This is a genomic window from Paenibacillus pseudetheri, assembly GCF_924513355.1.
Classification (GTDB): Bacteria; Bacillota; Bacilli; order Paenibacillales; family Paenibacillaceae; genus Paenibacillus_AQ; species Paenibacillus_AQ pseudetheri.
On the sequence record NZ_CAKMAB010000006.1, the window covers coordinates 27,258 to 42,906 of the forward strand.

Consider the following 15,649-nt stretch of genomic DNA (forward strand, 5'->3'; position numbering starts at 1 on the left):
GACCGATTACACAAGGTGAAGTACTCGGAGTACTTCCATTCAACAATGATCTGGTTACGATCACTTTAACCGGACAAGAAATTAAGGACGCGATGGAGAATGGGGTTTCCAAAACTCCAACCGCAGACGGACGTTTCCCACATGTTGCAGGGTTGAAATTCTATTATGACTCTACGAAGCCTGTGAACGAACGCGTATTGCGCATTGAAGTGAAGAACGGGGACAAATACATTCCTCTGGATATGAATGCATCCTATGTAGTAGCCACTAATGCTTTCACAGCTAAAGGCGGAGATTTCTATACTTCCCTTGAGAAGGCCTACAAAGAAGGTCGCGTGAATCTGCTGTACCTACCGGACTTTGATGTATTTACGAAGTATCTTAATGAGGTTAAAACTGTCACTGCGAAAACTTCCGCTGTTGAGGGCCGTATTGTGGATCTGAAAGGCGCACCACTGCCGGAGACGACTCCGACGCCGACACCAGTGCCGACACCAGTGCCGACAGCAGCACCAACAGCAGCACCAACTTCACCAACAGTACCAACTGCAACTGCAACAACAGCACCAACAATTGCACCAACTGTTACACCAATAGCCAAACCGCAAGTAACAACAATTAATGCTGCTGATCTGACCAAACAACTTGCTGAACTGCCAACTGGTAAACATGAACTGGTTATTCCGGTTAAAGCGACTACCGGCGGCGCTCAAGTAGAACTCCCAGGCAGTGTGCTTGTAAAACAAGCTGCAGCACAGCCTAACACTATCTTTACCTTTACAACTGCAGGCGCTTCTTATTCCTTACCGCTCAGCATTATAAACAGTGCAGCACTTGCTGCTCAATTAGGTACCAACGACTTTACAATTACGGTATCCATTCTACTAACGGATTCGGGAACAATAAGTAGCACAAACAAAGCTATCGCTTCACAACTTAATAATGCTACTTTAGCTGCTCCAGTAATCGAATTCAGTGTTTCAGCGCAAGCCGGAACTAAGCGTGTACCGCTGAACAACTTTGGCAGTACTTACGTTAACCGGACGATCAATGTACCTTCTTCCTTAAATTCAAATAACGCAACGGCAGTTGTCTTCGATCCTGCTACAGGTAAGATTTCCTTCGTACCTGCGCTATTTGCTCCTAAGGCTGATGGAACAACGGATGTTACGATTAAACGGAACAGCAACAGCTATTACACCGTTGTTAAATCTTCTAAAACGTTCGGAGATATTAACGGACACTGGGCTAAGTCGTCCATTGATCTGTTAGCTTCCAAACTGATCGTCAGTGGAACAAACAACAATACGTTCTCTCCTTCACAGTCGATCACACGGGCTGAGTTCGCTGCATTAATTACGCGTTCTCTGGGACTTGCGACTGTGGGTGGTGAGATAGCATTTAAGGATGTAAATCCAAATGCATGGTATGCTGATGCGATTCGCACCGCAGCAGGAGCCGAATTGATTTCTGGTTATACCGATGGCAGCTTTAAGCCAGGTAACCCAATCACTCGTCAAGAAATGGCTTCTGTATTAGCTAAAGCCATCAAGTACACAGGCAAAACTCTAAATGCCGATCCTGCAGCACTGACTAAATTCAGTGATGCAGCAAGCATTCCTGCTTGGTCCCAAGCAGCAGTAGCAGAAATCGCTGCTGCGGGCATCATCCAGGGAGCGACAGACAGTTCCTTTGCTCCACAGAAACTGGCAACTCGTGCTGAAGCCGTTACGATGCTGGAGAAGACATTGAAATTCCTCCAGTTCATCAACTAATAAAGACCCACAGCTCTGTGGACAAAAAGGCGGTTCCTAGGGGTGCATCATGCACTCAAGGAACCGCCTCTTTTTTTATATTGCACCCTACGATTCCATCCCAGCTTCATTCTCTTCATAATGACTTGTATCCCCGTGCAACAGGATCTCCGGCACGCCATCCGTAAAATCAATCCTGGATAAGCAGGTTGGATAAATGTAAGGCAGATCCCATAGCTTAGGCAACTCTCTGCTCTCGAAATAAGCCATCAAGAGCTTGATTACTACCGTATGCGTTACGATAAGAATCGACTCACCCTGATGGGCAGTAAGAATTTCCTGAAGCTTCTCTAGCGCTCTTGTCTGCACCTCTGCGAAGGTCTCGCTGCCCTCCACTTTAAACTGGTCGGGGTCCTTCCAGAAATAACGGTGCTGATCCGAATACTGAGCTGCCAGCTCAGCAGAATCTCTACCTTCCCATACGCCCATGCCAATTTCCTTAAATGCATCGGAAACTTTCAGCGGAACATCCCGCTCTCCGCGTATAATCTCAGCTGTACGCAGCGCCCTTGGGCTGGAGCTTGCATAAATGGCATCCAGATTTATAGCCTGCATCCCCTGGCTCAACCATTCCGCCTGTTGTACACCAAGCGTCGTCAGCGCAGAATCCATATGACCTTGCATACGATTCTGCACATTCCATTCTGTCTGACCATGACGCGTTAGATATATCGTTGTAGTACTCATCCGTTACTCCTCCTCTTAACCCCAAATCCAGAGATAGTCTACTTCCTGTTTCGCTCCATCCAGTTCACCGCATAGTCAACAATTTCACGCTGCGGAATCAATTGAGCTGCAGCTGAGGCGATGTGACCATATGTAATGAGTCCTGTCTCTTGCCCGAATTGCTCAGCTAGATCAACAAAATCGTCAGAGTTCCAATCTAGCTCCTTGAATTCCACCCACTGTCTAACTCCATCCACCATAATGGGCGCCCCGCCAATGGTTTCCTTCTTGCCAGCATAAGATGCTCGGCATTCGGCAAGATGTAGGGAAGTATTATTAAGATTGCCTACACCCAGCAACAGTACATGTCCGCCCAAATCGTAAATACGAGCCAGCGGAGAATCTTCCCCCAGGCCCATTTCAAGTGAATGACCATACATAATTTCATCTCTTTGCTTGCCCCAAGCAGCAAACGAATGAATGGGATGATCGCTACGCTTTACACCTTTTTGTTTGCGAAAGCAGTCTGGAATAACCCCCATCCCTCTAAGCGGGGTCAGGTCTGGATCATAAGCCGGCATCTGCTCACGGATACTCTGCCACCAAGATTCGGGCACCGGTGGGTTACTCCAGCCAGCAGGGTCCGTCAGATCACTGGAATGCGTCGGCATCACAAGTGTACCTGATTCCCCAAGGACCTCCTCAAGCGCCAAAATAACGGCAACCGGGCCACCTGCCACCCATTGGCCTAGTGATTTGAAGGACGAATGCAGTATAATTGTCATTCCCGCCTGTACACCCAGTCGCCGAAAGTCCTCTGCCAACGTCTGAACCGTAATCAAATTGCCTTGAATTTCTTCCACCCTTCATTCCTCCAAACTCACTTGCTGCTAATCCTAGCAAAGCTTCTCACTGCCATTATATAGAAGGATCACTTCTAACGACACCCTTAATGACCATCAAGGTACAGTACAGCAATGATATTTATACTAAAGCCACTTATCCTGCCGTTTACGACAAATCTTCAGACAGCATTTTGGCTCTATAATCACCTGGAGAGATCCCTTCCAGCTCTTTGAATACACGGGCAAATTGCTTACTGTTCTCAAAACCTACTTTCTCCGAAACTTGAGCAAGCTTGCCACAGTCTTTCGCTAGCAGTTCTTTTGCATGACGGATGCGTACCTTTTTTAAATAAATGACAAAATTCTCACCAGTATATGCTTTGAAGGCTTCGCTAAAATAGGAATAATTCAAAGAGACATGGTTACTAACCATCGCCATATTTAGTGGACGAGCATAGTTCGTTTCAATATAATTCAACGCTTCCTCCATGTCAGCATGCTCCGTATGAGCAGAGCGTACACCCACAATGTAATCATTCACACTCAGAAGTAAATTCTCAAGCGCACGATAATAATCATGGAAATGACGATAGTTATACATATTACCAACCGTACGATATAGCTTTAGCACCTCTACCGAGGCTTCGCCATGTACCCGAAATACTTCATCCAGCACCAATTCATTGATATTCTGTCCCACCGACTCCAAATAAGACAGGTCAAGCGCCTTCAAATGCTCGGTCTGAAAAATCTCAGCCAGGAGATGCTTCATCTCCTTCTCGCGTTCTGTTCCAAGCATATTGAGCAGCTTGCGAATTTCCTCCTTCGGCAATGGGGAATTAGACCGTTCTTGACACACATCCGCGTAATTCAACAAGTTCACTTGCGGATATACAAAAGTATACTGTAATGCCCGGCACGCTTCCTTATAACAGGAACGAAGGTCTGCAAGACTTCTTCCTTCGCTACTTATTCCAATCGACAATCCCATTATTTCTTTGGCTTCAGCTTGTCTGGACAGCTCTATAAAGTCCTGTTTTCTGGTTCCGAGCAATACTAATTTACCGTCCCAGTCCGTTGTAATTTCCGAAAAATATTTTTCAAGTGGTCCCATCAATCGTTCAACCAGCCCCTGAACATCCCCCGGCTTCATTCTTGTTCCGTCATTACAATAGTAATTCAACACACCTACTGTAAAAGGAACCTCCAGGTCATCTAGGCTCTCCTGCTGCTCTCGCTCCAACTGAACTTCCTGCTGCATAAGCAGCCCACGTAAACGGCTAGAACGCAGCTCTTGGCGGAAATGTTCTGCTTTCTGCTCCTGCTGCCTTGCGCTGAGATTCTGCTCCTCCTGCTCCTTATCTATACACTTCAAGATTTCGAATAATTCATCTCTACGAATCGGTTTAAGTAAATAATCCTTCACGCGATAACGGATTGCGCTTTTGGCATATTCGAAATCGTCATACCCGCTTAAAATTAGCACTGCCGGACTTTTCTCGCCCCTTGTCGCCGAAGACAACCGCTCCAATAGCGTAATTCCATCCATTACTGGCATACGTATATCTGTAATAATAATATCTGCACCGTCGGTCTCATAGATATCAAACCCCTCTGCGCCATTACTCGCCATCGTGATGGTATAAATGGACGGAAATTCTCTTTCTATCATTGTCTTGAGGCCGTAACGAATATTTTTCTCATCATCAATGATCAGTAGCTTCTTCATAGTTGTTTTTCTCCCGTCAAAAGAACTTTCGGCAAGGTTAAACGTACCATCGTCCAACTTCCTGCTTCGCTCTGGACTACAAGCCCATATTCATCGCCATAAAAGATTTGCAAACGCTGATGTACATTTCTCAGACCAATGCCACCTGTTCGGCGGTCAGTCCCCTTCTGTTCAGCAGTGCTCTCACAGCGTTCATCTTTCGCATAAATCGCCTCGTTTAAAGCATGTAGACGCTCTGGTGTTAGCCCCATGCCATTATCACGAAGCTCTATGAAAATATCACCTTCCGCTTCCGAAATATGAATATGAACGCTCGGGTCCTGTAGATTCTCTTTCTCATCACACCAAGCATGCTTAACACTGTTCTCCACAATAGGCTGTAGTGACATTTTAAGCACCTCCAGCTCCAAATATCGGGGTTCAATATGAAGCATCAGCTTAACTGGATACTCAAAACGAATATTCATCACTTCAATGTAATTCTCAATATGGCGAATTTCGTCCCGCAGCTTCACATACTCTCCGGACCATTTGAAATTATAACGCATCATTCCACCGAGTGAAGTTAGTGCGTCTGAGATCGTTCGTTGGTTTTCAATTTCAGCCAGCATTTTAATATTTTCCAGCGTATTATACAAAAAATGTGCGTCAATCTGGTTATGGAGCGTACGTAGCTCAGCCTCTTTTGACAATGCCTGCTTGCTCACTGCTTGAGCCACCAATGTATTGATCGTGTTCATCAGTTTGGAGAAATGATGGGCAAGCTCACCAACTTCCCCTCCACCCCGAATCATAATTCCAGTGTACGCTTCACCTCTACGCACTCTTTTCATTGTTTCGGTCAATCTACGTAGATTTTTTAGAATAAAGGCATTTGTCACATAAGCAATCAGCGTCAGCAAGGTAATAAACCCTACATTGGCGCCAATGATTAAGTTGCGCGTTCGGGAGATATCCTTCATAACTCCCTCCATGGACACTACATTTAACAAATAAGCATCAATACGTTCTAGTGGAGTGTTAATCAACAAAAACGATTTACCATTCTCCGAGTACTCACTATCCCATTCCCCAGTTTTCCTAAAATGCTTATACCGTTCTGCAATCATATCAGCCATCTTCAGATTATTCTGCAAAAAAGAATGGTCCGGTCTGGTGAAAAGCTGCAGCTCACTATCCACAAGGAACATTTGGGTCTGATTATCCCGGACATCTGTATACGTCTTGGGTGTAAAACGACTCAGCATCATATCCACCTGCACCATGCCGATATAATTGTCTGCTGGACGACTCTTCTCACGCAACAACGAAACCTTGGGCAGACTCTCCTCCGGCGATCCCAAGTATCTCTGCATCAGATCCGGATCACTTTTCTGAAAAGACCAGTATTCCTGCCCCTTCATTTGAAGCGCTTTCTGAAACCATGGCTTGGAAGAAACTCGCTCTTCACGAAAGATAATCGGCCAAATTTCATGCACTTTATTGCTTCTCGAATACAGCCGCAAATGCGCAATATTCGGATTGTTAAATTGAATACGAGTCATATTCACATAAGCATTGGTATTAAAATTAATCAAATCTACTAGCTGCGGTTCGGTTTCATTCGCAAGGAAGTCTTCTACATCGGCATCAGAATAAGCCATCTGCGCTGCACGTTCCATCGCCTCGACTTGATTATAGATATGTAATTTTTCCATTTGCAGCAAATAATCATTTTTCTCGACGGCATCTCTAAGATAGGTATTATTAATAGACTCATAGAAGTAGACGGATACCAGCAAGCACGGGCCTAAAATGATAAAAACATAGGCTGCAATTAAACGACTCTGGAGAGATCTTCTTCCCCACCAATAACTAAAAGAATGCCATAATGCTCTAGCTCGCTCACGCCTGTTCACTCTATACACTTCTGTTCTGTCCACCTCGCTAAAATAGTGAATGCTTAACCTATTTAATATCTATACCATATTATAGATTGAAAATAACCCAATCGCCCGCATTAGCGGGCGATTGGGTCATGTTTATTTTATTTTTTTGCGAGTTTTAGCTTATTCTCTTCATATTTTGTTTGCTGGAAGGCTTGCACTTTAGCCAGACCCAGATCCTCTTGCTTCTTGATGTAACCTGTCCAGATGGAATCAAATTCAGCATCGGATGGAGCCATCAAAAGCTTCGGCAGCGTTTTGCTGCGTAAATCTTTGATTTTAGATAAGATAATGCCCTCAGGGGAGCTTGCCAACGGATCGATTTGGTCAAACTCGGAGATACTTTTTGTTTTTCCGCGAGTCCAGTCTTCAAGCTGTTTGAAAGGCTCTACAGATTTTGGTGTCCACTGTGCTGTAATATTGGTATTCATCAGCATCCAGAACGTAAAGGAAGAACCATATTTCTTGTCGAATGCCGTACGGTCTTTATTCATCAGATCAAAGACTTCTGGTTTAAATTGGTCTTTGCCGTCAATGGTATCGTAGGAGACGCCTTTTTCGCCAAGATAGAGGTCTTTGTTACCTTCTTCACTGTTCAGATAACTGAGGAATTTAATAGCGCGTGCTTTGTCTTTAACATCTTTGGAGATCAGCGTTACTGTCCAGCCGGAAATGGCAGGGCCGTTCAGAGTAGGCGCATCCAGGTTGGTATTAGCCGGTCCGTCAACAGCGATATAAATTTTATTCGGGTCTTTCTGGTACAGCGTTCCCAGTTGGGCTCCAAAGTCAGAGCGTTGGTACAGCATCGCGAAGTAACGGCCTTGAGCGATTTTTTCTTCCATTTGAGGACGTTTGTCAATAAAGATATCTTTAGAAAGCAAGCCGTCTTGGTTCGCTTGACGCAAAGTTTTCATCCAGCGGATATATTCAGGGTCAGTCTCACGGTTATACAGCTTGCCGTCTTTTTCTCTTGGAATAGCCAAGAAGTTCTGAATGTATTGTTCCAGAGAATCGTTACCCGTTGTGGTAAATTCGTGCAGACCGAGCGGAATCATCGGTTGACCGTCGATTTCGGGGAATTTCTCTTTAGCGGCCTTCAGCGCGGCCACGAATCCTTCCGGTGTGCGCATATCAGGGCTGCCAATCGCTTCATAAATATCTTTGCGGACTACGAAAGTTTGGTTGGATACATAAGAATCTCCATATTTCTCGTAATCTTTAGGTGAGGAGGAAGCATTCGGATAACCGTAAACATTGCCGTCAGCTTGTGTGTACCATCCCAGTTTGTCAGGGTCGGATACTTTGAAGAAGTACGGATCGTATTCTTCAGCGAGTTTGTTCAGCGGAAGCGCGAGATTACCTTCAATTATTTTCTTAACGCCATCTTCATACCAGCCCAGTGTAATGAAGTCCGGCAGTTTACCGGAAGCAATCAGTGTGTTCAGCTTTTCATTTTCATTACCGGCTGGAACGATAAAGTTAATATCAACACCGGTTTTCTTAGTGATATATTGGGAAGTTGGATCCACACCCCATTTATTAGGGAACCAGGCAAAGTTCAGGTACCAGTCAAATGTAATTGGTGATGTGTCGGATTTCCACCCCGGTTCATCAGCGGATAATGCTGTAGCTTCTGGTGCTGTTGTAGCTGTCGCCTCTGCTGTGTTACCTTCAGTCTTGTTTGCGGAATTACCTTTGTTTGCGGCGTTGCCATTGTTGCCGGAACAGCCCGCTACGGACAGAACCATGATTGTTGCCATAAGCATTAGCATTATTTTCTTTGGCTTTCTTTTCATGTCCATGCTTGTTTACCCCTTTTCTGAGATTGATTAATAATATAATTTATAACTCCAAGACTGCGGGAGCGGTTCGGAGGAGTTACCGCTAGAACGGGTGAAGTGCGACCGGCACTTAGCCCTTGATGGAGCCAATCATCATCCCTTTGACGAAATAACGTTGCAGGAACGGGTAAGCAAAGACGATCGGAAGTGTTGTAACGACCATGGTAGCCAGCTTGATGGACTGCGAGGTCACCGTCCTGGTCACCGCGCTTCCCTGTACGGCAGTCATCATCAGATTGGAGCTGGACTGGGCAACAACCCGGTACAGGAATGTTTGAATCGGTTGCATGCTTTCATTGTTCATATAAATCATTCCGGTAAAATAATCATTCCATTGGTAAACGCCATGGAACAGCGCAATGGTAGCCAGTACGGGTAAGGAGACCGGTAGGACAACCCGCAGGAAGATGGACCAGTCATTAGCTCCGTCAATACGCGCCGCTTCCTCCAGACCATCGGGAATATCCCGGAAGAAGGTCATAAAGATGATTAGATCGAAGAAGCTGAACATGACCGGAATAATATAGACAAGGAAATTTTCCAGCAGATGAAGATCTCTGATGAGTAGGTACGTCGGAATAAGTCCGCCTGCGAAGATCATAGTTATCGTGCCTAACAGGATGTAGAATTTGCCCCCAATCAGTTCCCTGCGGGAAAACGCATAAGCAACCATCGCCGTAAAGAACACATGCAGACCTACGCCGAGAAGTGTTTTGGCTACGGTAAGCCACATAGCCCTCATAATACCCGGGCTATCGAACACGGCACTAAAGTTCTCCAATGAAAACTTGCGCGGAAACCAGTAAATCCCGCCCAACATAGCATCTTTTCCGTCATTAAAAGCATTAATCAGCACGTACCAGATCGGATACAGCGTAACGAAGCAAATACAAAGCATTCCAATATTGTTGACTATATCAAAGACGACTTCGCCCTTTGTTCTGCGATTCAGTGTAATCATGTACAGGTCCTCCTTGGCCTAAAACAACGAGGTGTCGTTGAGTTTTTTGGATACTTGGTTGGCAATCAGCAGCAGAATGAGCGAGATAACCGATTTGAACATCCCTATTGCGGTTGAATACGAGAAGCGGGCCGAAAGCAGACCGGTATAGTAAACATAGTAGTCAATCACATTACTCGCGCTGTCATTCAGCGAATTACGCAGTACTAGGATCTGGTCAAAATTGGAGTTCAGTACACCGCTGACCGCCAGAATAAACAAAATGCTGATTGTTCCTTTGATGGTCGGTACGGTAACATACCACATCTTCTGGAATCTTCCGGCACCGTCGATGGTGGCCGCTTCATACATTTCGGGAGATATACTGGTAATGGCAGCCAGATAGATGATCGCTGACCAACCCAGCTCCTTCCATAAATCTGAGGTAATAATAATGGTCCAAAAATATTTCGGTTCAGCCAGGAACGAAATCGGCTGGTCGATCACATGCAGCGCCATCAAGATATTGTTGATGATGCCTATATCTGCCAGCCAAGTGGCGAGAATCCCGCCAAGAACGACCCAAGACAGGAAGTGGGGCAGATACGATATCGTCTGAATACTCTTCTTAAAGCGAACGGATCGAACTTCGTTCAGAAAGAGGGCGAATATGATCGGCAGCGGAAAGATCAACAGCTTGATTAAACTGATGCCTAGCGTATTCTTCATAACATACACAAAATTATCGTCCGCCAGGAACTCTTTGAAATTCGCGAGACCGACCCAAGGGGCTTCTGAGATTGACTTGACGATGTTGTACTCCTTGAAGGCGATAATAATGCCATACATCGGAATGTAGTTAAAAATAATCATCCAGACTACACCAAGCAGTGCCATGGTCTGCAAATGTCGCTGGGTAACGAACTTCTTCCAAAGCGGGGTACGATTTACTTTACCGGTTTCGAAATTGCCCGCAAATTGTGGCTTCATCGCTGGGCTTACTTCCCCATTTGTTTTTTTCTCCATCATATGGACCTCCAGAATCTCTATATCCGCTCTTGTATAAAGCGCTTACAATGTCTATATATTCATTGTATTTGCTTTTGCCTGTCTCCGTAAGGCTTTGAATTTCGGGTTATAGGTTCCATTTTTCGGGTTCAAGCTAAAACGCCTTCGGCGTCGTTCAAGGACTTTCCTATATTTGGGAAAAAAATAAAGGAAGGGCCTAGGCCCTCCCTTATTTTCTACGCCATTATTGCTCGAATTTGCTTGATCTCACCACGCCGCAGAGCCTCTGCCTCTTCACTACGAACGAGTGCACCTGAAATTTCCGTCACCGTTCCATCGTGATAGACGAGCGTCATGCTCTGAATAACAACCTTCCTCTCACCAAACGTATTCTCACATTGTGGGTTCGAATAAGTTACTTCCGTGCCACCTAGGAATGTGAAAGAGAGATTGCCTTGTTCATCAAATAGCCAGCCTGGTAGAACCGGATCCAATGATAACGTAAGCTGTCCATCTTCTAATCTGAAAACATGACTTCCGGCCATCATCGTTCTCCACATACTGAGGAATTCAGCGGTCGATCCACTTAATCTTGCAACGAATCCTCTACCATGGTTATTAGGATCAGGATTGCCTCCGGTAGCGATAAATGATGAATTTTCAAGCGTGCTGCGTCCATAGACAGCCGGATCCAGGAACGGAACTAGCGAGGTCTTCAGTTCTCCGTAGAACTCCTCATAAAGCCCGCCTTTCAACAGCTCAAGCAAATATTTGTAGGACATATGCAGGAAGTTGGACTCCCGCTCCAGCCAGCCTGGCGTAAAGGCTCTCATTCGTCCGATCTCATGAGACTCTCCCTCTAGACTAACCGAAGTTTGATACATAGACGTAGTCGGATCATATAGCTCTGTTTGCTTAATCAAATTATAGATTTCTTTGGCTTGCACCGGATCTTTCAGCGTCTTCAACCAACGAGTAGGGCCCTCAAGGAAGTATGGCAATGCATAGACCTCAAACTCCTCCACCACAGCTTTTGGGAGGCCGTATCCGCTAAGTACCGGTTGACCTTCAGCATCGGTTACCTGCTGGAATTTCTTCGCCTCAAAGCGGAAATAGGTTGGGGTAAGTCCGTTGCCAAGTTCTACTGCCCTTTTGATCCCCTCGTCGATTTTAACCAAGAATTTGGAGAGGGCCTCACGAATGTATTCTAAGGTTACTTCAGACTCAGTTCCAGTAATACCGAAACGGATACGTGCTCTATACGCCTCACGCGCCAAAGCCACAGTGTCCCAATAATTGAATTGTTCCAAATCTCCCGACAGAACCGCCGTGACCGCAAGATACACCTCTTCAAGCAGCTGTGCAATTTCTTCTGGCAGATCTACAGCGCCTTGGACGCTCTCTTTGCCGTTCAGAGCCTCTAACAAAAAGACTACGGTACGTTTCAGCTCAAAAGTCTCACTCATTCCGGAGCCGAACAATCCTGGCAGTCCATTCATAGCATCGTTCCAGCCCGGCTTATTGCCCTCCATCTCTACCCCCATACCATAAGGGTCAAGTGTAGCAAATTTATTCAAGGCAAGAGACAACATCTTCACGAACAGATTGGTGTGGTAAATAGCGCCGTGACCGCCTTCAGTACGCAGCCAATGGGTATCTCCAGCTTTCCATTTCAGCTTGTGCAGCTTCTCCTCATCCTCAAGGAGTGCACCATATTGCCGGGCCTTTCCGTCACTGATTACATATTTCTCACTGCGTGGCAGCACATACGCTGGGCTGTCATAGAACGCATAAGTATTATCCACAAATAGAAGCTCCTGCTTTTTGTCAGGGAAGATATCCAAATAACCTACTACCAGATCCATATTATATGTCCAGTGATCCGACCAGAAGCCTTCGCCAAAAGCAGCCTCAATGTTTTGCTGTGACAGGGCTAGTAATCCCGACAAAAATTGTTGCTCGCTTACCTTCAAGGTAACGTTATGATCCGCAATATAGTTCACTAAGCTACCTGGTGTGAATCGGCTACTACACAGCTTTACAAGCTCAGCTTGATGATCTGCCGCAGCTTCTCTGATCCACTCCGCAGCTTGCGCCTTGCTATCCGGTTTCACTTCAAAGGTTGTTCCTTGTACGCTCAGTGGGTTGTAACCGTCCGCCTGAATCAAGCTATAGAACATTTTGATGTTGAAGCTACCCACCTTCGGATTAAAAAACACATCGTTCCGCCGATTCTGATTCATATCACGGAAGTTTCCGTTGCCCTGTGAATAATATTCTGGAGCGAGTGAGAAGAAGTTGTAATCACGCTCCAAATCACCATGCTTACGCGAGTATAAGTGAACTACAAAGCCATCACCACCATTGTCGAAGACAAAAGGATAGCCTCCGCGCAGGAAGTTATCGAGATAGGATTGACGGCAATACGCATCAAACACAGCCGATGAAGTGTGAGTGGCAATGTCTTCTGTTAATTCCTCCGTCAGACCTGCGGCTTCTTGGGATTTGGATAAGATGTATTCATCGCGGCATAACTGCTCCGCCTTCTTATTGATTTTGTCGATGTCATTTACATGTCCAACCAGTGTATTCAGGATCAGACTGCTACCTGGTGCTAAACGTCTTGCCACTCCACTAAAACCGCATGGAACCTTGTTGACCGGATATTGCGGAAGCTCGCCCAGTTCGGCAAGAGTTAATCCCGCAAAGCGGTCTGGGTACGTAAGCGAGGTGTTGCCACCAAAGACTAGCTCGAAATCGACGATTGGCGAGACCTTTTCTCCTTCTCCAGTGAACGATAGGTAGAAATGTCCATTCGTGATTTCGCTAACCTGCGCACTATCATTAGTGCTGGAACGTAGCTTATAGAACGGAATGCCATTCTCTAGGTTGTATACGTCCATCCAGCTGCGCAGCAGATTCCCTATTTCCTTGTATCCACTGTTCTCTACGCCGTAAGGCAAGATTTCAGGCAGACCATCCATCAGCTCCAGCTCGATCTCTTTACCGCCGATGTTCTCAATCTCTACCCGACGTACCAATGCTGCATAATCGTCATTAGGCAAATTGAAATAGTGTACGGTCGTCTTCAGACCATGTCCGGCATGGCTTTCTTCAATAGTAAGCCCATTAGGCAAAATGGTCATGATCCGCTTAGCAGCAGCATCCGGACGTGCAGATTGAAACGGTTCATAAATCTCTTGCTCGCCTTTAATTTTGATAAAGGTTCTGAAACCGGTCGTCCCTACGTTCTTATAAGAGATATTTGCGGGAGAGAATTCCATGATCGGCGAGTTCTTATCGCGTACCCCGAAGCTGCAAATAGCCTGACCCCGATTCACATAAAAAGTCCACATCGGAATTCCCTTTAGTCCGGCAAGACCTGGTAAGAAACTGGAAAAGGGCTTTCCTTCATCAAATTGCTCCATTACAAATGTACCTGATTCGAAATAATAATTGCTCATACTTTTGTCCTCCTAAGTTGTAGATTATTTATGAAATCAAATGCGTCACGATGGAATGAGGCGCTAGCTCGCAGCTTGCAATCTCTTCGCCTAGACCTAGCGTTACACTGTGCACTTCTTCACTTTCATTCATCAGTACGACAGCAATGCTGCCATCAGGATTACGGAATGCTGTGGTTAGGATACCTTCCGCTTCAGATGTAAATCCGATCCGTACCGCACCTGGTGCAATGTATTTACTGAAATGCCCAATGTAATAATAGGAGCTGTTATAGTGCACTTCATCCGTTGTCGTATCTGCAATAATCGGCGCATCGCAAAGATTGCCTACATGGTTAGGGCCTCCCGTCTCATCCAGTACCAGGTTCCAATCCAGGTATCCTTCTGTCCACGCATTGAGATCTCCAATCATGTTTCTGCCATAACGTTCGCCAGTAAACCATTCTCCCAGCTTAACGCCGCCCTCTTGGCAGCCCTCTGTGAACAACAGATGCTTGTCAGGAAATAAATCATGTACCTTTTCTACTTTGTCGAACTCCTCGCCTCCGTACCAGTGAATACCTGTACCCCATACATACTTTGCAGCTTCAGGATCAGATAATACTGCTGAAGCACGCTCGACCATAATATCGCGGTTATGATCCCAGATTACAATGTTCACATCTGAATGGCCGGTCTGATGCATCACCGGTCCAAGATGATTTTTAACAAAATTCCGTTCCTCTTCCGCACTATAAATACATGAATCCCAGACCTGAACGGCAGCCGGCTCATTTTGCACGGAAACTGCCCAAATCGGTACTCCCTCTTTTCCATAAGCTTCTATGAACTTCGTATAGTAGCGTGCCCAAACCTCTGCGTATTCCGGCTTCAGTGATCCACCGTTATTCATTTCTCCATTTGTTTTCATCCATGCCGGAGGGCTCCAAGGAGAAGCTAGCATCGTGAATGCACCGCCTCTTACTTCCATGGCGTCTTTTATCAGCGGCAGTACCCACTTATGATCATGTGAGATATCAAAAGTAGTTAGCTCTGTGTCATGATCAGCAACATACGTATAATTTCCGAGGGCAAAATCACAGCTGTGAATATGAACACGCCCCATGCTATAGCCTAATCCCTCTACAGGATGGAAGTACCGATGGATAACCTCTGCTCGTTTCTCGGAGCTCAGGCGTGACAACGTATAAGCAGCAGCTTCAGTGAAAGCGCCGCCAAATCCAATCATCTTTTGAAATTCCTGCTCTGGCTTAAGCTCCACATCGGCAGACCCAGATCCTACTCTTGCGCTAAAAACAATTGCATCTTTTGGAGTTAAGCGTTCCCCTGTATCTTTTGCAGTTACCACAGTTTGAACTTTTGCCATTTCATCCATCTCCTCTGAATTGTTTTCTTACCAAAGCACTAGTCCTTACTG

The 15,649-nt window shown here is 45.7% G+C and carries 10 protein-coding genes; 1 reads left to right on the forward strand and 9 read right to left on the reverse strand.

Annotated elements, in window-relative coordinates; all coding sequences use genetic code 11:
• Positions 1 to 1,775 (forward strand): S-layer homology domain-containing protein (locus L1028_RS07155; RefSeq protein ID WP_234532611.1); only part of this gene is annotated, 1,775 nt, incomplete at its 5' end.
• Positions 1,776 to 1,862: 87 nt separating this feature from the next.
• On the opposite strand, the gene L1028_RS07160 is transcribed toward L1028_RS07155, so the two are convergent.
• The 9 genes from L1028_RS07160 to L1028_RS07200 form a co-directional block, all read right to left on the reverse strand.
• Positions 1,863 to 2,501, reverse strand: a complete 639-nt coding sequence (locus L1028_RS07160) for a histidine phosphatase family protein (RefSeq protein ID WP_234532612.1) — start codon at positions 2,499 to 2,501, stop codon at positions 1,863 to 1,865.
• Positions 2,502 to 2,539: 38 nt separating this feature from the next.
• Complete coding sequence (locus tag L1028_RS07165; RefSeq protein WP_234532613.1) at positions 2,540 to 3,343, reverse strand: AAC(3) family N-acetyltransferase; 804 nt, start codon at positions 3,341 to 3,343, stop codon at positions 2,540 to 2,542.
• Positions 3,344 to 3,491: 148 nt separating this feature from the next.
• Positions 3,492 to 5,054, reverse strand: a complete 1,563-nt coding sequence (locus L1028_RS07170; RefSeq protein WP_234532615.1) for a response regulator — start codon at positions 5,052 to 5,054, stop codon at positions 3,492 to 3,494.
• Complete coding sequence (locus L1028_RS07175; RefSeq protein ID WP_234532617.1) at positions 5,051 to 6,976, reverse strand: cache domain-containing sensor histidine kinase; 1,926 nt, start codon at positions 6,974 to 6,976, stop codon at positions 5,051 to 5,053. Before L1028_RS07175 ends, L1028_RS07170 begins: the two co-directional genes overlap by 4 nt.
• Positions 6,977 to 7,080: 104 nt before the next feature.
• Positions 7,081 to 8,781, reverse strand: coding sequence for a type 2 periplasmic-binding domain-containing protein (locus L1028_RS07180; protein WP_234532618.1), 1,701 nt, complete (start codon positions 8,779 to 8,781; stop codon positions 7,081 to 7,083).
• A 109-nt stretch (positions 8,782 to 8,890) separates the two neighbouring features.
• Positions 8,891 to 9,781, reverse strand: coding sequence for a carbohydrate ABC transporter permease (locus tag L1028_RS07185; protein ID WP_234532620.1), 891 nt, complete (start codon positions 9,779 to 9,781; stop codon positions 8,891 to 8,893).
• Positions 9,782 to 9,799: 18 nt separating this feature from the next.
• Positions 9,800 to 10,750, reverse strand: a complete 951-nt coding sequence (locus L1028_RS07190; RefSeq protein WP_234532886.1) for an ABC transporter permease — start codon at positions 10,748 to 10,750, stop codon at positions 9,800 to 9,802.
• Positions 10,751 to 11,004: 254 nt separating this feature from the next.
• Positions 11,005 to 14,232, reverse strand: a complete 3,228-nt coding sequence (locus tag L1028_RS07195; protein ID WP_234532622.1) for a cellobiose phosphorylase — start codon at positions 14,230 to 14,232, stop codon at positions 11,005 to 11,007.
• A 28-nt stretch (positions 14,233 to 14,260) separates the two neighbouring features.
• Positions 14,261 to 15,598, reverse strand: a complete 1,338-nt coding sequence (locus tag L1028_RS07200) for a glycoside hydrolase family 30 protein (protein ID WP_234532625.1) — start codon at positions 15,596 to 15,598, stop codon at positions 14,261 to 14,263.
• Between the last annotated feature and the right edge of the window lie 51 nt (positions 15,599 to 15,649).